The 26752-nt window shown below is 66.2% G+C and carries 22 protein-coding genes; 7 read left to right on the forward strand and 15 right to left on the reverse strand.

Annotated elements, in window-relative coordinates; all coding sequences use genetic code 11:
* Window position 1 precedes the first annotated feature (1 nt).
* On the reverse strand, window positions 2-1615 hold the full coding sequence (locus VX037_RS02625) for a carboxyl transferase domain-containing protein (protein WP_328713091.1): 1614 nt from the start codon (window positions 1613-1615) through the stop codon (window positions 2-4).
* A gap of 233 nt (window positions 1616-1848) precedes the next feature.
* Between VX037_RS02625 and VX037_RS02630 the strand changes: the two genes are divergently transcribed.
* Window positions 1849-5427, forward strand: coding sequence for an indolepyruvate ferredoxin oxidoreductase family protein (locus VX037_RS02630; protein ID WP_328713094.1), 3579 nt, complete (start codon window positions 1849-1851; stop codon window positions 5425-5427).
* A 113-nt stretch (window positions 5428-5540) separates the two neighbouring features.
* Here the strand turns inward: VX037_RS02630 and VX037_RS02635 are convergent, their stop codons facing one another.
* The gene (locus tag VX037_RS02635) at window positions 5541-6221 is read right to left on the reverse strand and encodes a TetR/AcrR family transcriptional regulator (RefSeq protein ID WP_372475144.1); all 681 of its coding nucleotides are present in this window, start codon (window positions 6219-6221) and stop codon (window positions 5541-5543) included.
* A gap of 65 nt (window positions 6222-6286) precedes the next feature.
* Here VX037_RS02635 and VX037_RS02640 point away from each other — a divergent pair, with 65 nt between their 5' ends.
* Window positions 6287-7033: an NAD(P)-dependent oxidoreductase gene (locus VX037_RS02640; RefSeq protein WP_328713096.1), complete on the forward strand. Its 747-nt coding sequence runs from the start codon at window positions 6287-6289 to the stop codon at window positions 7031-7033.
* A 30-nt stretch (window positions 7034-7063) separates the two neighbouring features.
* On the opposite strand, the gene VX037_RS02645 is transcribed toward VX037_RS02640, so the two are convergent.
* From VX037_RS02645 to VX037_RS02670, 6 genes are all read right to left on the reverse strand, one after another.
* Entirely contained in the window at window positions 7064-8695 is a 1632-nt protein-coding gene (locus tag VX037_RS02645; protein ID WP_442903628.1) for a DUF222 domain-containing protein, read from the reverse strand.
* A gap of 101 nt (window positions 8696-8796) precedes the next feature.
* Window positions 8797-9852, reverse strand: coding sequence for an alcohol dehydrogenase catalytic domain-containing protein (locus VX037_RS02650; protein WP_328713100.1), 1056 nt, complete (start codon window positions 9850-9852; stop codon window positions 8797-8799).
* A 177-nt stretch (window positions 9853-10029) separates the two neighbouring features.
* Window positions 10030-10644 carry a TetR/AcrR family transcriptional regulator gene (locus VX037_RS02655; protein WP_287015803.1) on the reverse strand — a complete coding sequence of 205 codons (615 nt, stop codon included), beginning with the start codon at window positions 10642-10644 and terminating at the stop codon, window positions 10030-10032.
* 46 nt (window positions 10645-10690) lie between these two features.
* Complete coding sequence (locus VX037_RS02660) at window positions 10691-11311, reverse strand: nitroreductase family protein (RefSeq protein WP_287015804.1); 621 nt, start codon at window positions 11309-11311, stop codon at window positions 10691-10693.
* Window positions 11308-11730: an NUDIX hydrolase gene (locus VX037_RS02665; RefSeq protein ID WP_266059836.1), complete on the reverse strand. Its 423-nt coding sequence runs from the start codon at window positions 11728-11730 to the stop codon at window positions 11308-11310. Before VX037_RS02665 ends, VX037_RS02660 begins: the two co-directional genes overlap by 4 nt.
* Window positions 11727-13157: a carboxyl transferase domain-containing protein gene (locus tag VX037_RS02670; RefSeq protein ID WP_328713102.1), complete on the reverse strand. Its 1431-nt coding sequence runs from the start codon at window positions 13155-13157 to the stop codon at window positions 11727-11729. Before VX037_RS02670 ends, VX037_RS02665 begins: the two co-directional genes overlap by 4 nt.
* Window positions 13158-13246: 89 nt before the next feature.
* Between VX037_RS02670 and VX037_RS02675 the strand changes: the two genes are divergently transcribed.
* Window positions 13247-13723, forward strand: coding sequence for an SRPBCC family protein (locus VX037_RS02675; protein WP_235724754.1), 477 nt, complete (start codon window positions 13247-13249; stop codon window positions 13721-13723).
* Here the strand turns inward: VX037_RS02675 and VX037_RS02680 are convergent.
* From VX037_RS02680 to sucC, 4 genes are all read right to left on the reverse strand, one after another.
* Window positions 13711-14187 (reverse strand): RDD family protein, encoded by a 477-nt coding sequence (locus tag VX037_RS02680; protein ID WP_235724755.1) that lies wholly within the window; start codon window positions 14185-14187, stop codon window positions 13711-13713. The genes VX037_RS02675 and VX037_RS02680 overlap by 13 nt on opposite strands.
* Window positions 14180-14875, reverse strand: coding sequence for a hypothetical protein (locus VX037_RS02685; RefSeq protein ID WP_287015807.1), 696 nt, complete (start codon window positions 14873-14875; stop codon window positions 14180-14182). The genes VX037_RS02680 and VX037_RS02685 overlap by 8 nt, the downstream gene beginning before the upstream one ends.
* 103 nt (window positions 14876-14978) lie before the next feature.
* Window positions 14979-15869, reverse strand: a complete 891-nt coding sequence (sucD, locus tag VX037_RS02690; protein ID WP_235724758.1) for a succinate--CoA ligase subunit alpha — start codon at window positions 15867-15869, stop codon at window positions 14979-14981.
* Window positions 15870-15879: 10 nt separating this feature from the next.
* Window positions 15880-17043 carry an ADP-forming succinate--CoA ligase subunit beta gene (sucC, locus tag VX037_RS02695; RefSeq protein ID WP_266059843.1) on the reverse strand — a complete coding sequence of 388 codons (1164 nt, stop codon included), beginning with the start codon at window positions 17041-17043 and terminating at the stop codon, window positions 15880-15882.
* 417 nt (window positions 17044-17460) lie between these two features.
* Between sucC and VX037_RS02700 the strand changes: the two genes are divergently transcribed.
* Complete coding sequence (locus VX037_RS02700; protein WP_372475147.1) at window positions 17461-18576, forward strand: M23 family metallopeptidase; 1116 nt, start codon at window positions 17461-17463, stop codon at window positions 18574-18576.
* Window positions 18577-18797: 221 nt separating this feature from the next.
* Here the strand turns inward: VX037_RS02700 and VX037_RS02705 are convergent, their stop codons facing one another.
* The gene (locus VX037_RS02705) at window positions 18798-21299 is read right to left on the reverse strand and encodes a UvrD-helicase domain-containing protein (RefSeq protein ID WP_287015060.1); all 2502 of its coding nucleotides are present in this window, start codon (window positions 21297-21299) and stop codon (window positions 18798-18800) included.
* A gap of 116 nt (window positions 21300-21415) precedes the next feature.
* Window positions 21416-23284 (reverse strand): hypothetical protein, encoded by a 1869-nt coding sequence (locus VX037_RS02710; protein ID WP_235725524.1) that lies wholly within the window; start codon window positions 23282-23284, stop codon window positions 21416-21418.
* On the opposite strand from VX037_RS02710, the gene VX037_RS02715 reads away from it, so the two are divergent.
* Both VX037_RS02715 and pgi read left to right on the forward strand, forming a co-directional pair.
* Window positions 23283-23666, forward strand: coding sequence for a chorismate mutase (locus VX037_RS02715; protein WP_277614782.1), 384 nt, complete (start codon window positions 23283-23285; stop codon window positions 23664-23666). The genes VX037_RS02710 and VX037_RS02715 overlap by 2 nt on opposite strands.
* A gap of 76 nt (window positions 23667-23742) precedes the next feature.
* Window positions 23743-25434: a glucose-6-phosphate isomerase gene (pgi, locus tag VX037_RS02720; RefSeq protein ID WP_235725520.1), complete on the forward strand. Its 1692-nt coding sequence runs from the start codon at window positions 23743-23745 to the stop codon at window positions 25432-25434.
* A 90-nt stretch (window positions 25435-25524) separates the two neighbouring features.
* Here pgi and VX037_RS02725 read toward each other — a convergent pair whose 3' ends face one another.
* Window positions 25525-26076: a hypothetical protein gene (locus VX037_RS02725; RefSeq protein ID WP_235725518.1), complete on the reverse strand. Its 552-nt coding sequence runs from the start codon at window positions 26074-26076 to the stop codon at window positions 25525-25527.
* Window positions 26077-26128: 52 nt separating this feature from the next.
* Here VX037_RS02725 and VX037_RS02730 point away from each other — a divergent pair, with 52 nt between their 5' ends.
* Window positions 26129-26743 carry a hypothetical protein gene (locus VX037_RS02730; protein WP_277614831.1) on the forward strand — a complete coding sequence of 205 codons (615 nt, stop codon included), beginning with the start codon at window positions 26129-26131 and terminating at the stop codon, window positions 26741-26743.
* Window positions 26744-26752: the final 9 nt, after the last annotated feature.

Below are 26752 nucleotides of genomic sequence, written 5' to 3' on the forward strand. Positions count from 1 at the left end.
ATCACATCCGGAAGACGCCGTAGCGGGGTTCGGTCAGCGGTGCGTATCTGCATGTCTCCAAGGCGAGTCCGAGGAGTGTGCGGGTCTGCGCGGGATCGATGATGCCGTCATCCCACAGCCGCGCGGTGGAGTAGTAGGCATCGGACTGGTGCTCGAACTGCTCTCGGATCGGCGCCTTGAAGGCTTCCTCGTCGTCGGCCGGCCAGTCGTCACCGGAACGTTCGATCTGGTTGCGACGCACCGTGGCCAGGGTCTCGGCGGCCTGCGGTCCGCCCATCACCGAGATCCGGGCGTTGGGCCACATCCAGAGGTAGCGCGGCGAATAGGCGCGCCCACACATCGAGTAGTTGCCGGCGCCGAACGATCCACCCACCATGACCGTCAGTTTGGGTACGCGTGCGCATGCAACGGCGTTGACCATCTTGGCGCCGTTCTTGGCGATGCCGCCTTCTTCGTAGGCGCGGCCGACCATGAAGCCGGTGATGTTCTGCAGGAATATCAGCGGGATGCGTCGCTGGTCGCACAGTTCGATGAAATGCGCACCCTTGAGCGCGGATTCGCTGAACAACACGCCGTTGTTGCCGATGAAGCCCACCGGATGGCCGTGTACGTGTGCGAAGGCGGTGACCAACGTGGTGCCGTAGTTGGCCTTGAACTCGGTGTATTCTCCACCGTCGCTGATGATCTCGATGACCTCGCGGACATCGTACGGGGTGCGCGAATCGGTGGGTACCACGTCGTATAGGTCAGTCTGCGGCCGCAACGGTTCCCGGACGGGAACCGTCTCCCACTGATGTTGCTCGCGCGGCCCCAGCGTGGCGACGATCTCACGCACCTTGGCCAGTGCCTGTTCGTCGTTGTCGACGAGGTGGTCGGTGACGCCGGAGACCGACGAGTGCATGGCACCGCCGCCGAGCTCCTCGGCGGTGACGTCCTCACCGGTCGCGGCCTTCACCAGCGGCGGACCGGCCAGGAAGATGGTGCCCTGATTCCGCACGATCACGGTCTCGTCGCTCATCGCGGGCACGTAGGCGCCACCGGCGGTCGACGAGCCAAGCACGGCGGCGATCTGCGGGATGCCCGCGGCACTCATCGTGGCCTGGTTGTAGAAGATGCGGCCGAAGTGTTCGCGGTCGGGGAACACCTCGTCCTGCTGTAGCAACATTGCTCCGCCGGAGTCGACGAGGTAGATGCAGGGCAGCCGGTTCGCGGCCGCGATCTCCTGGGCGCGCAGATGCTTCTTGACCGTCATCGGGTAGTAGGTGCCGCCGGAGACGGTCGCGTCGTTGGCCACGATCATGCATTCGCGGCCGGCCACCCGCCCGACACCCGCAACGACACCGGCCGACGGCACCCGGCCGTCATACATGTCGTGGGCGGCCAGCGGCGCCACCTCGAGGAAGGGAGAACCGACGTCGAGGAGTCGATCCACACGGTCGCGGGGTAGCAGTTTTCCGCGGGAGATGTGACGCTCCCGGGCCTTGTCGCCGCCGCCGCGGCGCGCCATCGCGAGGTGGTCGCGCAGCGTCTCGACATTCGCCAGGTGCGCAGCCCGTGGGCCGGGCGCGTTGCCCTCGACTCCGGGAGCCTCGGCGTTGAACGTGCTGGTCACCATCGACCTTTCAGTTAGCCGTCATTAACTGAATGCATCGTACGACACAACAAGTCGCCTTGTCACGCACTGATCGAGCCGCCATCACATTGTCGCAGCCAACGTGACGTGGCTCACGACTATTGCGTACTGTGAAGGCAGGCCCACCACCCCTCGGGCCGCGACAACCGATGCCCGCAGCGCCCACACCCACGGCGTCTGCGGACCGATATATGAAGAGAAGGCCAGGTAATCCCATGACCCTCGCAGATGATCGCGCGCACCGCCTCGGTGCGCCCACCGACGAGACCGCGACGTACTCCCGGACCTCGTCCTCGGCTGCCTCGTTCTCCCTCGACGACCGCTACACGCGCGAAACCGGGACCATCTATCTGACCGGCATCCAGGCCCTGGTCCGTATGGTCCGTGACCGCGCCCGCATCGACCGCCGCCAGAATCTGCGCACGGCCTCCTTCATCTCCGGCTACGAGGGCTCCCCACTGGCCGGCTACGACCTCGAGATCGCCCGCCGAGCTGCGTACCTCGAACCGTTCGACATCGTCCACCGGCCCGGGCTCAACGAGGAGATCGCCGCGACGTCGGTGATGGGATCGCAGGTGGCCGGCCAGGTGGCAGACCTCTCGCCCGACGCCGACGGGACGGCACGCGACGGCGTCGTGGGCTACTGGTACGGCAAAGCGCCCGGCCTCGACCGCGCTACCGACGCGCTGCGGCACGCCAACATGATCGGCACCCACCCGTCCGGTGGAGCGGTGGCACTCGTCGGCGACGACCCCGGCGCCAAGAGCTCCACCATTCCGTGCGCGTCGGAGATGGCGCTGGCCGATCTGTACATGCCGATCCTCTATCCCGCCGACTCGCAGGACATCCTCGATTTCGGCGTGCACGCCGCGGTGATGAGCCGGGTCAGCGGACTGTGGACGTCGATGAAGATCTCCGCGCATGTCGCCGACGGAGCGTCGACAGCACTGGTCGACACCAACCGGATCATGCCCGTGTACGGCGACCTCGGTCGCAGCCCGCACGTCCCGAGCGGACGATTGCTGGGCGCCAGCCTGATGGAGCTCGAGCAGAATCAGCTCACCACCCGCATTCCGCGAGCGCTGGAATACGCTCGGCTCAATGGCCTCAACCGCATCGTCACCTCCAGCCCGGACGACCGGATCGGCATCGTCGCGGCCGGCAAGACCTATCTGGACCTTCGGGAGTCGTTGCGGCTCATCGGCATCGACGATGATCAGCTCAATCGACTGGGCATCCGCATCCTCAAACTGGGCATGGTCTATCCGCTCGACCGCGACATTCTCGACCGGTTCATGTTCGACACTGCCACCGGCGACCTCGACGAGGTCATCGTGGTGGAGGAGAAACGCGACTTCATCGAGACGATGATGCGCGACATCTTGTTCCGTCATCCCCGCGCTCCCCGCGTCGTCGGCAAGACCAATGAGGACGGTTCGACCTTGTTCTCGAGGTTCGGCGAACTCGATGTGGACGCGGTGTCACGCGGTCTGGCCACCCGGCTGGCGCGTCACCACCATGTCGATGCCGCGCAGGACTGGTTGGAACGGAAATCCAAGCGGCGCGGCCGGATCGAACTGCCGCTGGCCGTCCGCACGCCTTACTTCTGCTCCGGCTGCCCCCACAACAGCTCCACCAAGGTCTCCGACGACACGCTGGTGGGCGCCGGGATCGGCTGCCACGCCATGGTGCTGTTGATGGACGAGCGTCAAGTCGGCGACATCGCCGGCGTCACCCAGATGGGCGGCGAGGGCGCACAGTGGATCGGGATGGCGCCGTTCGTGACCGCGGATCATTTCGTGCAGAACGTCGGTGACGGCACGTTCATGCACTCCGGCTCGCTGGCCCTACGCGCCGCGGTCGCCTCCGGCGAGAACATCACCTACAAGCTGCTCTACAACGGCACCGTCGCCATGACCGGCGGTCAAGACCCAGTGGGCGCGATGAGTCTGCCGCGGCTGACCTCGCTACTTCTCGACGAAGGCGTTAACCGCATCGTGGTCACCTCCGACGACGTGGCACGCACGAAAGCGCTCGGCCTGCCGAAGGACGTCACCATCCGGCATCGCGAGGACATGCTCGATGTGCAGACCGAGCTGGCATCCGTTCCCGGCGTGACGGTTCTGGTCCACGATCAGCACTGTGCGGCAGAGAAGCGTCGCAAGCGCAAGCGCGGCACCATGAGCACACCGAACCAGCGGGTGATGATCAATGAGCGCATCTGCGAGGGATGCGGTGACTGCGGCGAGAAATCCAACTGCCTGTCGGTCCATCCGGTGGACACCGAATTCGGCCGCAAGACGCACATCGACCAGAGCTCATGCAATCTCGACTTCTCTTGCCTGAAGGGCGATTGCCCGTCGTTCGTGACGGTGACGCCGGGAACCGAGCGGGAACGTCGCCGTGCCGACAACATCGCCGCTTCACTGATGCCCACGCCGCGGGTGCCCGCGGTGCGCGAGTCGTTCGCGATCCGCGTGACCGGGATAGGCGGGACAGGTGTGGTGACCGTGTCCCAGGTGCTGGCCACGGCCGCGGTGCTCGACGGCAATGCTGCGCGCACCGTGGACATGACCGGCCTGGCGCAGAAGGGCGGTGCGGTGGTCAGTGATGTCAAGATCACCCCGCAGATCGTGGAGCAGGCAGGCAAGGTGGCTTCCGACGACTGCAACCTGTACCTGGCGTGCGACCCCTTGGTGGGCACCGATCCGGTCAACCTCAAGGTCGCCGATGTCGACAAGACGGTCGCCGTGGTGTCGACCACCAAGATCCCGACTGGTGCGATGGTCATCGACACCACAGTCGGTTTCCCCGCCGACGCCCAGGTCCATTCGGCCATCGACGACAAGGTGCGTCGCGCGGTGTACCTCGATCCCGGGGAACTGTCGACGGACCTGTTCGGCGACGAACAGTACGCGAACATGCTGATGGTGGGTGCGGCATATCAGGCAGGTGCGCTGTCGATCTCGGCCGAGTCGATCGAGCACGCCATCGAACTCAACGGCGTGGCCGTAGACGCCAACATCCAGGCATTCCGCCGCGGACGTCAGGTGGTGGACAACCCGGATGCGGTGGCGCACACACTCACCGGGCTGCACGGTGCCACCTCTGCCGAGATCGAGCCGAGTGAGTATGCGATGTCCGTCGTCGGTGAGTTGGGCTCGCTCGAGGACGACCTGGCACGCACTATCGCCATCCGCTACGACGAGCTAATCGCTTATGCCGACGAGCGTTATGCACGTGAGTATTTCAAGTTCGTCTCCCGGGTCCAGCGCGCCGGTCACGGTCCCGCGTTCACCGGCGCGGTTGCTCGGAACCTGTACAAGTTGATGGCCTACAAGGATGAGTACGAGGTCGCGCGGCTGACCCAGGACCCGACGTTCGCGGCGCAGATCGCGGAGCAGTTCGGCGACGACGCGCAGGTGGCCGTCCGCCTGCATCCGCCGACGCTGCGCAGCATGGGGATGAGGGAGAAGTTGTCGCTCGGCGGCTGGGCAGACCGGCCGCTCTCGGCGCTGGCAAAGATGAAGCGTTTGCGGGGCACCAAGCTCGATCCGTTCGGCCACAATGAGGTCCGGCGGACCGAACGTGCTCTGATCGGCGAGTACCGCGAGACCGTCGAGGATCTGCTGGCCGGCTTGGCCGATGGCCGCGTCGGCGCGGATCGGGTGGGTTCAGCCGTGGAGCTGGCTGAGCTGCCCGACATGATCCGTGGCTACGAGGGCATCAAGATGGCCAACGTCGCGCGCTACCGCGCGGAGGTCACGGCCCGCCGACAGACCCTCGGCATCTGAGGCGTCACCCCGGCGATCTGTTTGCGCGAGCGCGCACCGGTCCCGCTCGCGCGCATGTCGAGACATGCGCGCGAGCCGATCGGGCGCGCGCAGGCGGATCGTCGCGGCGGCCCTCACTCCCAGCGGGTGCGGTTGCGTTCCAGGCCATCGAGCACCACCTCGAGGCCGAGGTCGAACTCGTCGGCGTAGGAATACCCCGGCGCCATGACATGCGCGGTGGTCATCTCGGTGAGATGCGGGAGGTCGGCCGGGTCGATTCCGGATTGGATCGATTCGGCGACCTCCCGCGTGTCGGCCGCATCAGTGGAGTCGAACGGCATGGTTGTCTCCTGCAAGACAAAGCCGTAGAGGTAGCTGTCCAGCAGGGAGAACGCGTGTGCCGCGCCGCCGATCGTGAAGCCGGCTCGACGCAACACCCCGATCACGGCGTCGTGATGCCGCAGTGTTTGCTGCCCGGGACTGCGCCGAGAGTCCATCAACCCCAACGCCCACGGGTGGCGCACCAATGCGTCTCGCGCAGAAGCGGTTCGCACCCGCAATGCCTCGCGCCAGTCGGCCTGGGTCGGGATCTCGATCTCCGCGAACACGTGATCGACCATCACGTCAAGAATGCCGTCCTTGTTGCGGACGTGGTGGTAGAGCGACATCGCCTCGACTCCGAGTTGTTGGGCGATCTTGCGCATCGTCACCGCGCCGATACCCCCCTCGTCGGCCATCTGCACCGCGGTAGAAACAACCGCTTCACGGGTCACCGGCTTTCGTGTGGTCACCAACTTTCCTCCTCCTCTGGACATCGGTCCACCTTACCGCGTAAGGTACCTTACATCGTAAGGATGATCGTTATCGAGAGGACCGCCCAATGACCATCGACGACACCCCCGACACTCGCCCGCTGCGGGTATGCATTGTCGGCGCATCCGGGAAGCTGGGGCGCTACATGATCCAGCACTGCCTGGATCGTGGCTACCAGGTGGTCGGCGTCTGCCGGCCGCAGAGCGTGCCGAAACTCGACGACGTCGCTGACCGCATCGAGATCATTCCCGGCCGCACCGACGATCGTGCGGTGATCGCCCGCGCTGTCGCCGGTTGCGATGGCGTTTTGACCGTGCTGGCCCCGTGGGGTGTGCACGACTACTCCTCGGGCACCGCCCGAGCGGTTCTCGAGTACGCAGAACCCGATGCGCGACTGATCTTTTCGTGCGGGTGGCACATCACTCGTGATGGCCTCGACCGATACTCGTGGCAGCTTCGCTACATTGTGCCGATCGTGAGCACGCTGGCGAGGTGGGCGCGCGTGGTCGACGTTGACGATCAGGTACGGGCGGCGCGACTGATCTTCGACTCCGACACCCGCTGGACCGTGGTGCGCGGCAGCGATCTCGAGGAAGGAGAGAGCCAGGGCCTGCCGGTGTGGAGCCGCCACGTCGGCGATCCGATACTCGCCGGCAACCTCACCCGGCGCATCGACTTCGCACTGTTCATGGTCGCGGCATTGACCAACGACACGTTGGTGCGCGAGACGCCTGCGATCAACGGGTGTGCGACAGAGTCGGCGCGGGCGTACGCGGGCAGGCCTGCGCAACCGGCGCACTCCCCCTGCCGCTGACAATCAAGTCGCTCGTTCAGGTCCGCGCGGTCAGCGTTTGTTGTCGAATACCAGCAGTGCCAGGCGTGCTTCGACTGCCGAGGTGGGTTGGGGGATCATCTCGGTGAGGGTGTAGTGCTTGCGTTGTGGTGGCGGCGCCTGTGCTGGTGGTGGGTGGATGCGGGCGCGGGCTTGTTCGAGGTTGCGTAAGAAGAGGGCGGCGATGTCGGGGCGTCGGTTGTGTTGTTGCGGGTTGGGTGGTGCGTCGGGTTCGCTGTTACGGCGCCACCACACGCGGCCGGCGTCGGGGCCGTCGGTGTAGACCCCGGTGGTGAACTGGCCCGGGTTTTTGCCGACCATCCGGTTGTGCGGGCCACAGGCGGGGGCGAGGTCGACGATGTCGGTGTTGCCGCCGTCGGCGAAGTCACGCACGGCGTGATGCATCTCCACGTGGGCGGCGGGCTGATCACAGTCGGGTGCTGAGCACACGTGCCCGTCGGGGCGGGCGAAAGACACCAACCGTTGCGCGCGGGTGGCGAGTCGTTTGGCCTGCCCGAAATACAGCGGTATCGCACTGTTGTCGGCGAACACCGCCAAATACTGTTGCGCGTCGGCGGCTAGCCGGATGACATCGGCCATCGGCAGACTCGACCCGGTGGCGGTGATCCCGACTCCGGATTCACGGATCAGGTCGTTGAGGTCGGCTTTGATGATCAACTGCACCGGCAGACCACGATGCGATTTTCCGAGCAGTCCGTCGTCGAACACCGCCCGCAACAGGGCCGCCAACGCATCGTGTTTGCGTTGCGCCGGGGACCGCAAATCACGCCCGGCCGCAGCTTCCAACGCTTTGGGGTCGGCATCGTCGACCCCGCCGGTCGGCGAGTCGGGGTCGTCGGGATTGTTGAGGCCGGGTGTGGCCCATACCGCCCACAGCGTTTCGATCAGGGCGCGGGTTTCCGGGTCGAGGTGACCGGTTAGTTTCGACATCTGCTGGGCGTCTTGCCGGTTGACCCACACGTTACGACGTCGTTTACGGTCACTGCCGTCGGACAACTCGCCGTCGGGGTCGAGGTTGTCGAGTAGCCGCTGCCCGAGTTCACCGATCTCGGCGGGCGTGTGCTCACACGCCAACCCGGCCAGGGTGGCCTCGGCAGCCACCTTCTTGTCGTGGGGCACCTGGTGGGGCAGCGCGTCGAGGAACTCCACGGTCGTCTCGAGGTGGGCCGGCCCGACCCGGCCGTCGGCGAATGCCTGGGCCAGGGTGGGATACTTCGGCTCGGCCGGCTGCCCGTCGAGGTGACGGAACTGGCCGGTCGCGGTCATCTGTCCTCGGCGACGAGCAGGGTGCGACACCCGCAACACCGCGTTCATGAAGTTGGGCAGACTGCGATACCCCATCGACCGGGGCACATCCCGATCCGAGATCTCCACGATCTGCCGATTGCCTTGGAACACCATCTGATTGATCGTGCGTTCCTGCGCGGTGGCCACCGCCACCAACTCGGCATCGGTGCACTTCGACAGATCAGCAGCAGCCAACCGATCCACCACCGCATCCAGCTCGGCCAGCAGACCCGGCACCTCCGACAACGACACAGCCGAATCAGCCGACCCCGAACCAGCCGGCGCAGCATCAGGGCGCGCAGCATCGACCCCATCAGACGCACGAGGCTCGGCCATACTCACCCCCCAAACTGACCGCTCCGAACGTATGTTCGAGAGTAACCCTTGTCGAAGGATCGCGCAACCACTCGGGCGAATTGGCGCATCGAGATTGCGATTCACGCCCGCGAGATGATCACCTTCAACGCGTGTTCGTCGGCCGCGTTCGAAAAGGTCTCGTAGGCAGCATCTATCTCATCGAATGTGAATCGATGGGTGATGAACTTCTCTGGTTGGATCTCGCCCTGTTGGATCCGCTCGAGCAATTCGGGGGCGGTGGTGGCGTTCACCAGACCTGTAGTGATGGTGAGGTTGTTGATCCAATCACGTTCGATGGGGAACTCGACGCTCTCACCGTGCACGCCGACGTTGGCCACGTGACCGCCCGGCCGGACGCTGTCGAGCGCCAGAGTGAAGGTGGCCGGTATCCCGACAGCCTCGATCGACACGTCGACGCCGAGTCCATCGCGACTGAGTTCCTTGAGCTTGGCGACGACGTCGTCTCCCGCATTGACGTCGATGGTGTCGGTGGCTCCGAAGTCCCTGGACTGTTCCAGCCGAAACTTGTTGCCGTCCACCGCGATGACTTTGGCCGCACCTTGGGCCGATGCCGTCATTACCGCAGCCAGACCCACCGGTCCGACACCGACCACGGCGACCACATCACCCTTCTTGACCGCGCCGTAGAGAACACCGATCTCGAATCCGGTCGGCAGGATGTCGCTGAGCATCGTCCCCTGTTCTGCGGAGACGCCATCCGGAAGCGGGATGAGTCCGTTGTCGGCAAAGGGGACTCGGACGTACTCGGCTTGCGTTCCGTCGATCAGATGGCCGAAGATCCAGCCGATCCCGCCGACCGTCTGACAGTGCGAGGTCATCCCGGAACGGCAGTACTCACAGGTCCCACATTTGGTGACGCACGAGATGATCACCCGATCTCCGACCTTGACCTTGCTGCAGTCAGGACCGACCTCGGTGACCACGCCGACGCCCTCATGGCCCAGGACACGTCCAGCGGTGACCGCGGGGACATCGCCTTTGAGAATGTGCAGATCGGTACCACAGATCGTGGTGGTCTCCATGCGTACAACGGCGTCGGTCGGGTCGATCACCGTCGGGTCCGGAACGTCTTCCCAGGCTTTCTGCCCAGGGCCGTGATACACGAGCGCCTTCATGTCGGGGTCCTCCGTCGTGGTCGAGGCGCGCAATAGTGCACGCAGTCCCACGATTGCGCTCGGATCCGGAAGCCGCGCGGGATTCGCGCTGTCGTCTCATATTGCGACGGTTGCAGGGTCCCGGCCGTTCGCCGAACAGTAAGCCCGACCTGGCCCACGCACACCACGAGACGACCGCTACGCCAACAACGCCGACCATGCCATCGTCGTCAGCACCGATCGCAGATCGTCGGCCCCGAATGCCGGCAACCGCGGCGATGAGTTCAGCAGCCCGAACGTCGCGTGGACTCGTACCCGCGCCTCCGCCCGGGTCAGATCCACGCCACGTTCGCCGGCGAGCGCGAGCAGCACGTCCACCCACTGTTCGACGTAGCGACGTTGCAGTGACCGCACCTGGTGGTTCGCGGAGTCGGTCATCGATGTGAGATCTCGGTCCTGCACGGTGATCAGATCCGGTTTGGTGACCAGCACATCGATGTGGAACCCGATCAGGTCACGCAACGTCTCGCCGGGTTCGGCGTCGCCGGCAACCACCTCGGCACCACCCTCGTGCAGCCGCTGGCTGATGTCCACCAGCATCTGATCGAGCAGATCGGTCTTGGACGAGAAGTGCCGGTACATGGCGGGACCACTCACCCCGACGGCACGGCCGATGTCCTCCAGCGTGACGCCCGCGAAACCCCGCTCGGCCATCAGGCGGGCCGCGGCCTCGAGGAGCTCGGCGCGGCGCGCCGCCTTCGCCTGGCCTCGGCGCGTGCGCGGAGGCTGCTCGGGCGACGGTGACGTGGTCATGGTGAATTCGGACTCTACCGGGCCGCAACCATCATGACGGCTCCCATCACCACCCGTTGACGTGCAGGATGTCCTCGAGGGGCTTGCGGCCGGCCGGTTTGAAGTCGGTGCCGGTGTAGTAGGCCACCGGGAGCAGCACCCCCTGATGCACGTTGTCCGGGATGCCCAGGATCTCGGCCACCTCCTTCTCGTACACGAGGTGCAGCGTGGTCCATGCCGAACCCAATCCGCGCGCCCGCAGCGCCAACTGCAGGCTCCAGGCACCCGGGAGGAGCGAACCCCACAGACCGGCCTGGTTCCCTTCGGGCAGCTCTCCCCCGCTGTAGATGGCGCCGATCACCAGCACCGGCACCTGCGCCATGGTGTCGGCGAGATACTGGGCGCTCGACGCCACCCGACGGGCGGTGTCGTCACGGCGCGGCTGATTGGCCGAGTACGCGGCGAACGACTTCGCGTACAGATCGGCGACCTTCTGCTTGATCTCGGGATCGGTGAGCACGATCCAGTGCCACGTCTGACTGTTGCTACCGGTCGGCGCCTGCAGCGCCACCTCGAGTGCTTCCTTGACGACCTCCAACGGTACCGGCCGCGCAAGGTCGAGACGTTTGCGCACCGACCGGGTGGTGGTGAGCAGCTCGTCGGGATTCAGGGGTAGCAGGTCGGTCATGTCGTCCTCTCCGTTGCGGCTGTGCGCATCAAACCATGTCGTTCGAGGTGCTCGATCAGTCCGGCGGTCAGCGGTAGCTCGCCGAGTTCGGCCACCGACACCCATCGTGCATCGGCCGCGTCGTCGCCGGCCCGCAACGTGCCCGCACGCACCTCGGCGACGAAGTCGTGCACCTCGAACACCACATCGTCGTCGGCGGGAATGTCGACCACCCAGGCCTTCTCGCCGACGTCGACGCGCAGGCCGGTCTCCTCGGCCACCTCGCGGGTGACGGCCGCGGATAGGGTCTCTCCGGGTTCCAGCTTGCCGCCCGGAACTGTCCACCGCCCAGCCTGCGGCGGGTGTCGCCGTTGCACCAGCAGCAACCGATCGTCGGCGTCCCAGACGATGGCGCCGACACCGACGATCCGGCGGGTCACCGGTCTGCTCCGGGTGTGCGGGTGCGCCGTCGCATCGACGGACGCGTGCGGGTGGCCAGTGCTTCGGCGACGACGCTTCGTAGTGCTCGGACACCGCCGTCGGCAGTGACGTCGACGATCCGATCGACGGTGCCGTTCGCAGACAATGCGGCAGCGGCGATGCCTTGGCGATCCGCGAGCTCGGCGGCGTGCACGGTGTCGTGGTGGACGATGACGCTCGCACCCTCGGGCGGAAGTGGCGACAGCCACGCGTCCGCGGCGGCTATCCGCGTATCCGCGGGGAACAACGCGAGGGCGGCCCCACCCGCTCCCTGCCCGAGCAGCACCGACACGGTCGGCACCGTGATCTGCACCAATTCAGATGTGCAACGGGCGATCTCACCGGACAGTCCGCCTTGTTCCGCGTCAACCGACAACTCTGCGCCCGGGGTGTCGATGATCGTCACCACCGGCAACCGCAGATCAGCGGCCATCGCCATGCCGCGGCGAGCGACGCGCAGATCGGCCGGCCCGATGAGTTGCCCGGCCGCCTGACGCACCCGATCCTGCCCGACGACAACCGCTGTCCGACCGCCGAATCGACTCAGCGCCAGCCAGATCGGAGCATCACCGCGGAGCACCACCGAATGGTCGGGATCGAGGACCTCGGCGAGCCCGGGCCGTCCCGGCGACCGGGTGGCTACCACCGCAGACCAGGCGTCGGACATCGGCGGGTCGTCGGGCAGCGCGGACACGGGCTCGACGGCGACGGGTGCGAGCAGCGCCAGTAGCCGTCCCACCTGGCTGCCGAGCCTGCCCAATCCGAACACGGCGTCCACGAGTCCGTGTGCGAGAAGATTCTCCGACGTTTGCACCTCGGCCGGAAACGGCTCACCGTAGAGCCCCTCGTACACGCGCGGGCCCAGAAAGCCCACCAGCGCCGACGGCTGGGCCCACGTGATGTGGCCGAGCGAACCCCAGGAGGCGAACACACCTCCGGTCGTCGGATGACGTAGATACACCAGATAGGCGAGCCCGGCGGCCCTGTGCGCGTTGACCGCACCGGTGATCGCCACCATCTGCAGAAAAGCCGGGGTACCCTCCTGCATCCGGGTGCCGCCCGACGACGGCAGCGCGAGCACCGCAATCCGTTCCCGGGTCGCCCGTTCGACGGCAGCCACCACGCGCTGTCCCGCGGCCCGCCCGATCGACCCGCCGAGGAATCCGAACTCGCTGATCACCATCGCCACGCGATGTCCACCGATCAGACCGCAGCCGGTGACAACCGATTCGTCGACACCGGTTCGGTCCCGGGCGCGGTCACGTGCGGCTCCGTAGTCGGATTCGTCCGACCCCGGATCGGCTGGTCCGTCCCAGGACTGCCAGGTGCCCCGGTCGACAACGAGGTCGACCACTGTGCGGGTATCGACGCGGCGTTGGTCGGTCACGATTCCACCCTACGGGCGCGTCGACCGATGAACTCCCGCATCCCCCTCGGTCATACTGCATGCACCTACCCCCGAGCAGGAGAAACACCATGGGCGAGTACACCGTGACCCGGAACACGACGATCGCGGCGCTGCCAGATCGGATCTACCCGCTTCTCGTCGATCTGCATGAGTGGCAACGGTGGTCACCGTGGGAGGACCTCGATCCCGATTTGCACCGCGACTATTCAGGCGCCGACAGCGGAGTCGGTGCGAAGTATGCATGGTCGGGAAACCGCAAGGCGGGCAAAGGCACCATGGAGGTCATCGAGGTCACCGAACCCACGCGAGTGGCCGTGGCGGTGGCGTTCGAGAAGCCCATGTCATCGACCAGCACCAGCGTGTTCACCATGGCACCCCGGGGCGCCCAAACCGAGGTGACGTGGACAATGACCGGCCCGCACTCGATGTTCTCGCGCATCGCCGCACCGCTGGGACTGTTCGACCGGATGATCGGCAAGGATTTCGAGAAGGGGCTGGCCGCCTTGAAGTCCGTGGCCGAGGTGTCGGGCGGTCAGCGCGAATAGACCACGCGGGTGCGCAGAACCATGTCGGCCACCGATCGCCGCTCCGGATGCACTGCCACCCAGGCCAATCCGACGGCGAAGAACACGCATAGAAAGGCCCGCAGCAGCGCGGTGACCGGGCGCATGCGTCCCCCCTTACGCCCGACCACACGCAGACCCATCGCCACACACCCGAGAGTGCGTCCCGACACCGCCCAACACAGCGCCAGATAGCCGACCGACACGACGATGAAGCCGGTTGCGGTGAAGACCGCATTCGGTTGCGGGAACGCGAAATCGCGGATGCTGAACAGCAACCGCACCATGGCGTACCCGAGATAGGCGCTACTCAGAATCGCCAGCACCACCAGCAGATCCAACGTCGCAGCGACACCTCGACTGACGATGCCGGCGCTCTTGGTGGTGTCGTGGATCGCAGGCATGTGCGTGTGCCGAAGCGGTCCGACCCGATCGGTGTCACTCATCGGCGTGACTGCTCTGAGCTGCGTCGACGACGCGCCGCCGCAGGATGCGGCCCACCACGTTGGCGACCGCGTCGTCGGCGCGCTCGCTGGTGCTGCGCACGTCGGTCATCACATCCGCGGTCACCGACGTGGACGCCTCACGGATGATGTCGGGCAGATCGACACCGTCGATGATCTCGTCGGCCAGCCCGATCATGTCCACCCGACCGAGGATGGCTTCGATGTCGATCCGCGCTGCAATGGCGTCGATGTCGAGCGTGGCCGCGATGGCGTCAAGGTCCACCAGGGCGACGGCGCCGTTCAGATCAACGCGGTCACGGATCACGGCATCCAGGTCGACTCGATCCAGGATCGCCTCGATATCGAGGGCTGCGGCGACCTCGTTCAGGTCGACGTTGTCCCGAACCAACCCGGTCAGATCCATCTCGGCGATGATCGCGGACACCACGGCGACCACCAGCTTCTTGCCGAGGTCGACCACCGTCGGCATCAGCTCCGCGACGCGCTCGCCTTCGGCCTCGAGGCGATCGAGGCCGCGGCGGCCGGCAGGCCCGATGACCGGAAGACGAAGCGCCGTACGCACCGCAGACCTCGACAGCCGGGCGGACATCGCGACCGCGCGAGCACCGACTGCCGCCGCGCCGAGGGCGAGCACGACCTCCCGCGGCACCTCGTTGTCTTCACCCACGGATGAATCGTAGTCGCCCGCAGGGACAGTGCACTGCACAAAACGAGGTGGCCGTCATCCCCCGGACGGGGACAACGGCCACCTCGTTGTCGAAAGCGTTACGTCACAGGCCCTGGTAGAGCTCCCGAGCCAGCTTGGCGGTCTCGCTCGGCGTCTTGCCGACCTTGACGCCGGCGGCCTCGAGGGCCTCCTTCTTGGCCTGCGCGGTGCCCGAACTGCCCGATACGATGGCGCCGGCGTGACCCATGGTCTTGCCCTCGGGCGCGGTGAAACCGGCAACGTAGCCGACGACCGGCTTGGAGACGTTGGCCTTGATGTAGTCGGCGGCGCGTTCTTCGGCATCGCCACCGATCTCGCCGATCATGACGATCACTTTGGTGTCGGGGTCCTTCTCGAACGCCTCGATGGCGTCGATGTGGGTGGTGCCGATGACCGGGTCGCCGCCGATGCCGATGGCGGTGGAGAAGCCGATGTCACGCAGTTCGTACATCATCTGGTAGGTCAACGTGCCCGACTTGGACACCAGACCGATCGGGCCGGTGCCGGTGATGTTGTTCGGCGTGATGCCGACCAGCGATTCACCCGGCGTGATGATGCCCGGACAGTTGGGTCCGATGATGCGGGTCTTGTTGCCCTTGGACTGGTTGTAGGCCCAGGCGTAGGCGCTGTCCTGCACCGGGATTCCCTCGGTGATGACCACGAGCAGCGGGATCTCGGCGTCGATGGCCTCGATGATGGCGTCCTTGGCGAACTTCGGCGGCACGAAGGCGATCGACGTGTCGGCGCCGGTCTCCTTCATGGCCTCCGACACCGAACCGAACACCGGCAGCTCCACGCCGCCGTCGTGGCTGACGGTGGTGCCGGCCTTGCGGGCGTTGACGCCGCCGACAATGTTGGTGCCGGCCTTGAGCATCAGCGCGGTGTGTTTGGTGCCCTCACCGCCGGTGATGCCCTGGACGATGACCTTGTTGTCTTTGTTCAGAAAGATGGACATTCTGCTGCTCCTACTTGCTCGCCAGTTCGGCGGCCTTGTCGGCGCCGGAGTCCATGGTCTCGGCCAGCGTCACCAGCGGGTGGTTCGCGTCGGCCAGGATCTTGCGGCCCTCTTCGACCTTGTTGCCGTCCAGGCGGACGACCAGAGGCTTGTTCGCCTCGTCGCCGAGCTTGTTCAGTGCGCCGACGATGCCGTTGGCGACCGCGTCGCACGCGGTGATGCCGCCGAAGACGTTCACGAAGACGCTCTTGACCTGCTCGTCTCCCAGGATGACGTCGAGGCCCGCAGCCATCACCTCGGCCGAGGCGCCGCCGCCGATGTCGAGGAAGTTGGCGGGCTTGACACCCTGGTGAGCCTCACCGGCATAGGCGACGACGTCGAGGGTCGACATGACCAGACCCGCGCCGTTGCCGATGATGCCGACCTGGCCGTCGAGCTTGACGTAGTTGAGATCGTTCTCCTTGGCCTTGAGCTCGAGCGGGTCGGTGGCCTCTTTGTCCTCGAACGCCTCGTGGCCGGGCTGACGGAAGTCGGCGTTGGCGTCGAGGGTGACCTTGCCGTCCAGAGCGAGGATCTGGTCGTCGGGGGTGCGGACCAGTGGGTTGACCTCGACCAGGAGAGCGTCCTCGTTGATGAAGACCTCCCACAGCTTCTGGATGGTGACCGCTGCGGCGTCTAGCACCTCGGCGGGCAGTTTGCCGGCCTCGGCGATGCTGCGCGCGAACGCGAGGTCGACGCCCTTGACGGCGTCGACGGGGATGCGGGCGAGGGCGTCGGGGTTCTCCTCGGCGGTGACCTCGATCTCGACGCCACCCTCCACCGAGCACATGGCCAGGTAGGTGCGGTTGGTGCGGTCGAGCAGGAAGGAGATGTAGTACTCCTCGGCGATGTCACTCGCCTCTGCGACCAGCAGCTTCTTGACGACGTGGCCCTTGATGTCGAGGCCGAGGATCGACTCGGCGTTCGCGACGGCTTCGTCGACGTCCTTGGAGTACTTCACGCCGCCGGCCTTGCCACGGCCACCGACCTTGACCTGGGCCTTGACCATCACCGGCTTGCCGATTTCCTCGGCAATCTCACGTGCCCCGGCGACCGTGTCGGTAACGCGGCCGGCCGAGGTGGGCACCTCGTGCTTGGCGAAAAGTTCCTTCGCCTGGTATTCGAAGAGATCCATTCAGCTCACCATCTCGTAGATTTGTCCGCAGAAGGATGTAACACCGCAGGGGTGTTGTGCGGGCCATATCGGACTCTAAACCTGCCGCGTATGGGCTTTGTCGGCGCACCCACCGCTTGTGCGACAGATCACTCGGTCGGTCGGCGATCCGGCACCCTCATGACCCCTGCACCGACCTCGCCGCGAGGCCTGTGCTCTGATAGGTCGTCCGCCGATGGACCGACAGTGGGTACACGATGGCGAAGTCTGCCTTCGCGACACCTGAGCGCGCAGGGTTTTGTTGTGACCCGCCTCACAGAACACGGGGTTTTGGGCCCACACCGTTGGACTTGCCGCAATCATTTCGTTACCGTCGGCTGGCAGATCACAAAAGGATTACAGGCGGTAACGGGTAGTCCTCGCTAACAGAGAGATGAGGTGGACGATTTGACGGGACGTGGCTACTCCAGCCGGCCGGTCGCGACCACCGGGCACCCAACCGCCCGCGACGAGGACAACGGCACCGAGGTCACCACGATCATCCCGATCGATGAGTTCGCCGACGCCGCACCTGCGTGGGAGTCCACCGACGAGACCTGGGATTCGAGCACCTGGGACCGCTACTACCGCCCCACTCGCTCCGAGATCACCCAGGACATCCTGATCCCGGAGAGCGAGTTCGACGGCTACGAGTACGACGAGCCGTTCGACATGGAGGGCGCTCGCCCCGACACCTTCTCCCTCACCAGCACCGAGAGCGGCGAGCTGCCGCTACCGCTTTCCGACGGTGAGAAGCCGTTCCGTACCCGCCCGTCCTCCGGCGCGACGCGTAAGGGCGGCAAACACCGCATCAGCGCCCCGCCGACGGCCCTCAAGGGTGGGCGGGCCGCACTCATCGCGATGGCGGCAGGCGCTGCGGTCGCCGCCGTGGCGCAGGTGGGCTCCGCCGACAACGCCTCGGCTCCCGCACCCTCCAACACGGCCAACGTCGGCACCACCGGCCAGACACCCGACCTCGGGCCGGGCCTGGCCGCCACGACGCCGACCAAGGACCTGAGCACCTTCACCGACCAGCTGGCTGTCGGCGAGGCCCGCGCCGCCGCCGAGGCGAAAGCGGAGGCGCTCGCTCGTCGGCCGATGTTCGAATCACCCATCCCGCTCGGTGCCTACGACTTCACGTCCACCTTCGCGATGCGCTGGGGAACCTTCCACGGCGGCATCGACCTGGCCGCCCCGCTGGGTACTCCGATCCATGCCGTTACCGACGGCGTCGTCGTCGAGGCCGGGCCGGCCTCCGGTTACGGCAACTGGGTCCAGATCCGCGCCGACGACGGCACCATCACCATGTACGGCCACATGTCCTCGTCCGGGGTTCTGGTCCAGCCGGGCCAGCACGTCACCGCAGGCGACGTCATCGCGCTGGTCGGCAACGAAGGCTTCTCCACGGGCCCGCACGTTCACTTCGAGGTGTGGAAGAACGGCACCACCAAGATCGACCCCGCCCCCTGGCTCGCCCAGCACGGCGTCACGCTGTCCGGCTACACCGGCGGATAGTCGCCGCCCTCCCCCGGCTCCCCAACGCGCCCAGCACGGCAGCCGACAGAACCCAAGAATTCGCCGACAGAACCCTCCCCGAGTTTCCAGCGAAAGTTTCGCCAGAACCTGAGGGTTCTGTCGGCGAATTCTTGGGTTCTGTCGGCGCGAAACCGGGTTGGTTCTGTCGGCCTCCGTGCTGAGCGCGTTGGGAGCCTGTGGTGCGTTTGCGGGAGGCCGGGCTAAAGTTTGTCGCCGGGGAGACCACCAGCGGTCAGTAGCGTGACCCGCCCGACGTTGCCACCGAAGTCGAAGGTGATTCGCTCGGTCGCACCATTGCCCTGCTTCTCCACTGCTCTGCCCATCCCGTACTTGGGATGATTGATGCGGTCGCCGACGTCATAGTGCACCTGTTTGTTGCGACCGCGGGTGGGATCCGAGGAGTACGAGGACCGGCCGAGTCGATCGCTGCCGAAACCCGAGTCCCCGCGCCCGAAGACCCCACCAGAAGAACCGAGATGGCGGCTTGTCGATCGGCGTGGCTCGGTGCGTCGCCAATCGAGCAGATGCTGCGGTATCTCTTGCAGGAAACGAGATTCCGGGTTGGACACCGGCTGCCCCCAAGACGCCCGGGTCATCGACCGGGTGAGATACAGACGTTCCTTTGCACGCGTGATACCCACATAGGCGAGACGGCGCTCCTCGCTGAGTTCGGCCGGATCGCCAAGGGCGCGCATGTGCGGGAAATGTCCATCCTCCCAACCGGTCACGAAGACGACCGGGAACTCGAGACCTTTGGCGGTGTGCAGCGTCATCAACGTCACCACGCCATCACCCTCGTCAGGCACCTGATCGGCGTCGGCGACGAGTGACACCTTCTCCAGGAAGGCGGCCAGCGATCCGGGTTCCGGCTGCCCTTCGGCGGCCTCGGCGGCGTCCGCGTCGAGGCCATCGAGGTCGATGCCGTCGGCTGCGGCCAGCCCTGCCGCATCTGCACTGAATTCCCTTGCGACGGCAACGAGTTCGTTGATGTTGTCGAGGCGGGCACCATCCTGCGGGTCCCGGGATGCCTCGAGTTCGGCGCGATACCCGGTGCGCTCGACGATGGCGTCGACCAACTCACCGATGTCGGCACCCTCCTCCGTGGCGTCCACGACGGCAACATCCTCACCGGCCTCGCCCGCTCCACCGAACCTCGCCACGAAATCGTTGCGGAGCCCCTCGATGAGATCGACGAATCCGCCGATCTGTTTCACCGCACGCGTGTTCAGCAGCGGAACCTTGCCCTCGGCCCCCTCCAGCAGCGCTTCATAGAAGCTGATCCCCATGTTCTCCGAATGCACGGCCACACATGCTTCGGCACGATCGCCGATGCCGCGGCGCGGAGTGTTCAGGATGCGCCGCAGACTCACCGAGTCGTCGGGATTGGCCACCACACGAAGGTAGGCGACGACGTCACGTACTTCCTTGCGCTCATAGAACTTGGTGCCACCCACCACCTTGTACGGGATTCCGTGCCGGACGAACACCTCCTCCAGTGGCCGGGATCCGGTGTTGGTGCGATAGAACACGGCGATGTCGGAGTACGAATGGCTCGACGAGCCGCCGATCGAGTAGTCGGTGAGATCCTCGATCTCCTTGGCGATGAACAGCGACTCGTCGCGGTCGGAGTCGGCCACATACCCGACGATCAGCTCGCCGTCACCGGAATCGGTCCAGAGTCTCTTGTCGCGCCGATTCTGGTTGCGGGCGATCACTGCATTGGCCGCGGACAGAATCGTCTGTGTGGAGCGATAGTTCTGCTCCAGCAGGATCGTCTCGGCATTCGGGAAGTCCCGCTCGAATTCCTCGATGTTGCGGATGGTGGCGCCGCGGAAGGCATAGATCGACTGATCCGCGTCACCGACGACGCACAGCTCCGACGGGGACACCGTCGAGTCCGTGTTCTCGTCCCCCACGAGCTCCCGGACGAACACGTACTGGGCGTGGTTGGTGTCCTGGTACTCGTCGACCATCACGTGCCGGAAGCGCCGGCGATAGTATTCGGCCACCTCCGGGTGACGCTGCAGCAACGACACCGTCTCGCCGATGAGGTCGTCGAAGTCGAACGCATTCGCCGACAGCAGCCGCCGCTGGTACTCCGCATAAATCTGGGCGATCACCAGGGCCGCCGGCTCGTCGTCGGTCGCCGCCGCCAGGGCCTCATCCGGGGCGATCAACTCGTTCTTGAGGTTGGAGATGCTGACCGCCACGCCGCGTGCACTGAACTTCTTCGGGTCGAGATCCATGTCGCGGATGATCATGCCCAGCAAGCGTTTCGAGTCATCCGAGTCGTAGATCGAGAAATTAGAGTTCCGCTTGCCCAACAGCGCCGACTGCGCCCGCAGTATCCGCACGCAGGTGGAGTGGAAGGTCGAGACCCACATGTAGGCCGCACGCGGACCCACCAGGTCGATGACCCGCTCACGCATCTCGGCAGCCGCCTTGTTGGTGAACGTGATCGCGAGGATCTGCCCGGGAGTGGTGTCTCGCTCGGCGAGCAGGTAGGCGATCCGCCGGGTGAGCACCGCGGTCTTGCCCGATCCCGCGCCGGCCACGATGAGCAGGGGCGATCCGGCGTGCAGCACCGCCGCGCGCTGTGGCGGGTTGAGACCGTCGAGCAGGCGGGCGGTGGGGTCATCGGGCGCGGCCTCGTCACGGGCTCCTGCGGAGCCCCCGGCCGTCTCGCGGATAGAGCTTGTCATCAGGAAACAAGGCTACCCCCGACTGCCGACAGACCCGCTGAGCCTGTCGAACGACGTCGCCGGCGCGCCCTGACCAGGACCGTTGGACCGTACCCGTCCCTGCGCGCTGCGTCGCCTCAGCCGACGAGACGGGCGTCGGCCACCTCGCCGACCCGCCCCTCCCCGGTGTGCAATGCCAAGTCGGGGGTCAGCGGCCGCACGGAGATTCCGCGCCCACGGCCTTCGAGCTGGACGTAGACGACGTGCAGACCCGCTTGCACATCCACCCGCTGAGCAGGTCCGTCGTCGAGGGCCATCTCGATCTGCCCCGGCATGTTCGCGCAGTAGCCGACCGCGATCGTCCACCGCCACTGCAGCAGCGGCCCGGACAGGGACAGCTCCGTGGGACCGTCGATCTCCGGTCGGTCACAAGCGCCGCTGCCGGGCTCGATCGTGCGGGCCGGCGTCACCGCTCCCTCGACCATGTGGCCACTGTTGTCGAGCACCATGAGCCGGTCGGTGGTCACGCCGAAGTCCGGACGCTCGCGCAGACGTCCGAACGTGTGGCTGATCTGGTTGTTCGGGTAGGCCACCGGCAGCAGTACCTCCAACGGCAGGGCCTGATCGAACATGGTGTGGTCCTGGTTGCGTGCCAGAGCCTGTTTGGCGTTGGCCAGGTAGTCGCCGGTGGGGTCGTCGCGCCACGACGACGAGAAGGACGCCAGCGAAACCATCGCCGAGGCCACTGCAAACGCACCGACGAGCGCGACGACTGCGACACCGGTCTGCCCACGCTCGGATCGTTCACCGACATGTCGCCCCGCCGGATGCTGCCGTGCGCCCGACCCGACGATCAGCGCGATCGCGATGGTGATCACCACTGCGGTGTCGGGTAGGTAGCGCATCGTCTGGGCCAGTTCCAACGCCGTGTTCGCGCTCGAACGGTTCCACATAACCGGGAGCTGCGCCACCACGACATAACCGGCTGCGCAAGCCACCACCGCTGCCGCACCGTGCCGGGTCCTGACCGCCCACACGACCAGCGCCGCGATCACCAGCCACCCGAGCACGATCATCCACACGGGCGCGAAACCCATCGGCGGGCTCGGCACCCACCGCTCCCACTCCCACGGTCCGCCCGCGAACGACGGGACCACGGCATTGTTGATCGATCGCCACACCAGGCGCAGGGTCTGACTGATCGAGTGCTCACCGGCGGTGGCGTCGGACACCGAGAAGAAGACGATCAGCCAGACCACGAACACCCCACTGAGCACCACCCACAGTGTGCGGGCCCCGGTGAAGGCACGGATCAATGCCGAATCCGCTGCCGGGACGTCCCGGCGGTCCGATTCGGCACCCGGCGCGGTGCCGGTCGGGGGTGTTCGGACGGCGGTCCGGGCGCTCAATGTGGCGGCCGCGAACGCGACCGGCAGGATGAACAGCGATTTCTCGAAGAACGCCAGTGCCACGACGAAAACCACCGCGGACCGGATCACGATCAATCGGGCATCGGGCCGGCGACCACGCGACCGCACCAGCAGCACCGCGTCGGCGACGATCCACGCCATCGCGGCCTGCAGCGGCAACGAGTTCAGTGCTGCCGCCCACCACGCGAAGGCCGGCACCGTCATGGGCGTGAACAAGTAGAACGCCAAGGCCGCCAGCGCACCGATCCCGGCCCGCGGCGCCAACACCCGGATCATCCGCCACACAGCCAGCGAGGCGAGCGCCTGCAACGCCACAAGGGTCACCGCCGGTATCAGCCAATCGACCGGCGCGACCACCGTGGACACCCCGGCCACCAGAAAGGCGGCCGGCATGAAATGCCCGTCATGACTGTGCCCGAGGTAGTCCCAACTCAGGATCGGATTCGACGACGCACGGCCGATCAGCACGAGGTCGTCCCAGTAGAAGTTGCCCGTCGCGGCGAGCCAGCCACGAACCACCAGTTGTGCCACGATCAGCGCGATCGCCACCGACGAGATCGTCCGCCTGCTCAGCATGCGGTCCAGTCTCACGTCGCGGCGGGCACGTGGCAAAATCGACCGGGTGACCGACGCCAACACCCCCGACGAGCGAGCCACCGCAGCCACCCCGTTCGATGTGGACGCCTATGACCTCTCCGACGACGTGTCGACGTTGGCCGATGACATCGAAGAACTGCGCCTGGAGATCGACCGACTCGATGCGATGATCCTCGCCGCCATCAAGCGACGGTCAGCGGTGTCGAAGAAGATCGGCGCAGCGCGGATGGCCTCCGGCGGCCCACGGTTGGTGCACAGTCGTGAGGTGAAGGTTCTCGACCGCTTCGCCGAGCTCGGGCAAGAGGGCCACACGTTGGCAATGCTGTTGTTGCGCCTGGGACGCGGACCGCTCGGACGCTGACCGAACGCCGCATCGCCCCACCGGGTGGCGTGGCCGGCACGTCGCGAGGCGGGTCCCGACAGCATAGGGTGAAACCATGAGCGACGTCTCCGGCAGCGACCTCGAGATCAGTGACCACGACGACATCACCGCCACCGCATCCTGGCAGGCTCTCGCCGCACATCAGCCCCACGTGTTCGCCATGCACCTGCGTGAGGTCTTCGCGGTCGACCCGGACCGCGGACGCGAATTGACCCTCGACGTGGGCGACCTGCACATCGACTACTCCAAGCATCGGGTGCTTCGGGAGACCATCGAGCTGCTGTGCAGTCTGGGGCGCGAAGCCGGTCTCGAGGAGCGCCGCGACGAGATGTTCGCGGGCGCACACATCAACACCTCCGAGGACCGTGCGGTCCTGCACACCGCACTTCGACTGCCCGCCAACGCCACCCTCACCGTGGACGGTCAGGATGTGGTCGCCGACGTACATGAAGTCCTCACCGCGATGGGCGAATTCACCGACCGCCTCCGCAGTGGCGAGTGGCGGGGCCACACCGGCAAGAAGATCACCGACGTCGTGAACATCGGTATCGGCGGCTCGGACCTCGGACCAGTGATGGTGTATCAGTCACTACGGCACTACGTCGACACCGACATCCGGTGTCACTTCGTCTCCAATGTCGATCCCGCGGACATGGTCGGGACCCTCGCCGACCTCGATGCGGAGACAACGCTGTTCATCATCGCCTCCAAGACGTTCACGACCCTGGAGACGTTGACCAATGCCGCCGCCGCACGTACCTGGCTGCTCGACGCCCTGGGCGCCGGCCCCGATGCGGTGGCCAGACATTTCGTCGCGGTCAGCACCAACGCCGACGAGGTCGCGAAGTTCGGCATCGACACGGCAAACATGTTCGGCTTCTGGGACTGGGTGGGCGGGCGCTATTCGGTGGACTCCGCGATCGGGTTGTCGGTGATGGCGGCGATCGGCAAGGAGCGGTTCGCCGAGTTCCTCGACGGCTTCCACATCGTCGACGAACACTTCCGGACTGCCCCGCTGGAACGCAACGCGCCAGTCCTGCTCGGTCTGATCGGACTCTGGTACAACAACTTCTGGGATGCGCAGACTCGGGCGGTACTCCCCTACTCCAACGACATGGCGCGCTTCGCGGCATACCTGCAGCAGCTGACCATGGAGTCCAACGGCAAGTCGGTCACCGCCCACGGGCATCATGTGACCACCGAGACCGGTGAGATCTTCTGGGGCGAGCCCGGAACCAACGGACAGCACGCGTTCTACCAACTACTCCATCAGGGCACCCGGATGGTGCCGGCAGACTTCATCGGCTTCGCCGAACCCACCGACGACCTACCCACCGCCGACGGCACCGGCTCCATGCACGACCTACTGATGAGCAACTACTTCGCGCAGACCAAGGTGCTCGCCTTCGGCAAGACCGCAGACGAGATCGCCGCCGAAGGTGTAGCTCCGAATGTGGTGGCCCACAAGGTGATGCCCGGCAATCGGCCGTCCACCTCGATCCTCGCCCCGAAGCTGACGCCGTCGGTGATCGGGCAGCTGGTGGCTCTCTATGAGCATCAGGTGTTCGTCGAAGGAGCGATCTGGGGCATCAACCCGTTCGATCAATGGGGTGTCGAACTCGGAAAGACCCAGGCAAAGGAACTGCTTGGCGTCATCGTCGATGAGGCATCTCCGGCGGCACAAGGCGATTCGTCGACCGACGAGCTGGTGCGGTGGTACCGCACCCACCGCGGCCGCTCGGCCTGAGTGCCCTTCGTGACACTCGGCTTGCGCCTCGTTCCTCAGCGATCAGGGCAAGGGTCGGCCAGCGCATGGCTCGTCAGGAGTCAGGGGACGCTACTGCCAACGGGATTCGTCGAAGACTTCGTCGGGTATCTCGTCGCCCGGCTGTACCCCGAGCTGTTCGAGGCGCCCCATCAGTGCGGCGGCCACCGCGATGAACGTGACCAGATCCTGGGGTTCGGTTGATCGCTCGGCGGGGTCTCCACCCATGAATTCGTGCACCGACGGCGGCACACAGTCGCCCATGTCGATCGAGCGTTGACCGGTGGCGGTGCGCCACGCGTCGAAACTCGCCGCATCCACCGCATCCGCGATGTCACCGTTGCGGACCGCAGCGAGGACCTCGCCCACCGACGCGAGCGGGCCACTGCTGCCACTGGACGGATCGAAGCCGACCACCGTGTCCGCCGGGATCTCGTCATCCTCGTCGAGGGTGAAATAGACGATGCCCCGCCAGTCCGCACCCAACGCCGAGACGTCATCGCGCCCGAAGACGTCCGTCAACACCTCGCTGACCTCACCCTGGCGCCGCTCCCCGAACACCTGGAACGCGCCATGAGCCACAACCTGTCCCTGCTTGGCCGACACATCGGCTACCTTACGCATCGTGAGGCCACTTACGAGGACCCTGTCGCCGACGCGGCGTGTGGTCGTCGCCATGATCGCAGCCGGCACGCTGGTCGTCCCCGGCTGCGCCACCTCCACATCGACCGAAACACCCACACCGACGTCGGTGCCCACCACCGCAGCGGTGACCGTTCCGGCCGGTCCGGTCGAGGGCACCGCCCCCGGCACTGCCCTGGACTTCGGGGACACCGCCGTACTACCCGCGGATGCGTTCGACGCAACCGGGCCGCGTGCGATGTTCACCGTTACCGGAATCACCCCGGCCGAAGGCGTCCCAGACGACATCAGCGACGGGGGCACGCCGTACTTCCTCTACGTGACGGTGACGTCGCTGACCCGGCGGCCGACGGCGGCCCCGTCGGTCATCGGACTCAGCGGCAGTCCCGACGGTCGGGCGCCCACCCTGACCCGCGCGCCGGTCCCGGGGCTCACCGACTGTCCCGACACCGCACCGCCCGAACGGATGCGCCGCGGCGAGTCGTACAGCACCTGCCTGATCTCGGTGGCCGACGCCGGCGAGCGAGTCGAGCAGGTGATCTATTGGGCCGACACGACATCGGACGTGTCGCTGGACTACCAGCGGGCGCCGGTGTCATGGGCACTGCCCGGGGCGTCCGCGGCACCGTCGACGTCGGGCGCGGGTTGATCTGCCTTG

Origin of the sequence: Gordonia sp. Z-3 (assembly GCF_036233855.1) — a bacterium.
GTDB lineage: Bacteria > Actinomycetota > Actinomycetes > Mycobacteriales > Mycobacteriaceae > Gordonia > Gordonia tangerina.

Bases quoted from the DNA above. Each gene is read 5' to 3' on its own strand.
- VX037_RS02625 (WP_328713091.1), bottom strand. From the start codon at position 1,615: ATGGTGACCAGCACGTTCAACGCCGAGGCTCCCGGAGTCGAGGGCAAC.
- VX037_RS02630 (WP_328713094.1), top strand. From the start codon at position 1,849: ATGACCCTCGCAGATGATCGCGCGCACCGCCTCGGTGCGCCCACCGAC.
- VX037_RS02635 (WP_372475144.1), bottom strand. From the start codon at position 6,221: ATGTCCAGAGGAGGAGGAAAGTTGGTGACCACACGAAAGCCGGTGACC.
- VX037_RS02640 (WP_328713096.1), top strand. From the start codon at position 6,287: ATGACCATCGACGACACCCCCGACACTCGCCCGCTGCGGGTATGCATT.
- VX037_RS02645 (WP_442903628.1), bottom strand. From the start codon at position 8,695: ATGGCCGAGCCTCGTGCGTCTGATGGGGTCGATGCTGCGCGCCCTGAT.
- VX037_RS02650 (WP_328713100.1), bottom strand. From the start codon at position 9,852: ATGAAGGCGCTCGTGTATCACGGCCCTGGGCAGAAAGCCTGGGAAGAC.
- VX037_RS02655 (WP_287015803.1), bottom strand. From the start codon at position 10,644: ATGACCACGTCACCGTCGCCCGAGCAGCCTCCGCGCACGCGCCGAGGC.
- VX037_RS02660 (WP_287015804.1), bottom strand. From the start codon at position 11,311: ATGACCGACCTGCTACCCCTGAATCCCGACGAGCTGCTCACCACCACC.
- VX037_RS02675 (WP_235724754.1), top strand. From the start codon at position 13,247: ATGGGCGAGTACACCGTGACCCGGAACACGACGATCGCGGCGCTGCCA.
- VX037_RS02680 (WP_235724755.1), bottom strand. From the start codon at position 14,187: ATGAGTGACACCGATCGGGTCGGACCGCTTCGGCACACGCACATGCCT.
- sucD (WP_235724758.1), bottom strand. From the start codon at position 15,869: ATGTCCATCTTTCTGAACAAAGACAACAAGGTCATCGTCCAGGGCATC.
- sucC (WP_266059843.1), bottom strand. From the start codon at position 17,043: ATGGATCTCTTCGAATACCAGGCGAAGGAACTTTTCGCCAAGCACGAG.
- VX037_RS02705 (WP_287015060.1), bottom strand. From the start codon at position 21,299: ATGACAAGCTCTATCCGCGAGACGGCCGGGGGCTCCGCAGGAGCCCGT.
- VX037_RS02715 (WP_277614782.1), top strand. From the start codon at position 23,283: ATGCGGTCCAGTCTCACGTCGCGGCGGGCACGTGGCAAAATCGACCGG.
- VX037_RS02710 (WP_235725524.1), bottom strand. From the start codon at position 23,284: ATGCTGAGCAGGCGGACGATCTCGTCGGTGGCGATCGCGCTGATCGTG.
- pgi (WP_235725520.1), top strand. From the start codon at position 23,743: ATGAGCGACGTCTCCGGCAGCGACCTCGAGATCAGTGACCACGACGAC.
- VX037_RS02725 (WP_235725518.1), bottom strand. From the start codon at position 26,076: ATGCGTAAGGTAGCCGATGTGTCGGCCAAGCAGGGACAGGTTGTGGCT.
- VX037_RS02730 (WP_277614831.1), top strand. From the start codon at position 26,129: ATGATCGCAGCCGGCACGCTGGTCGTCCCCGGCTGCGCCACCTCCACA.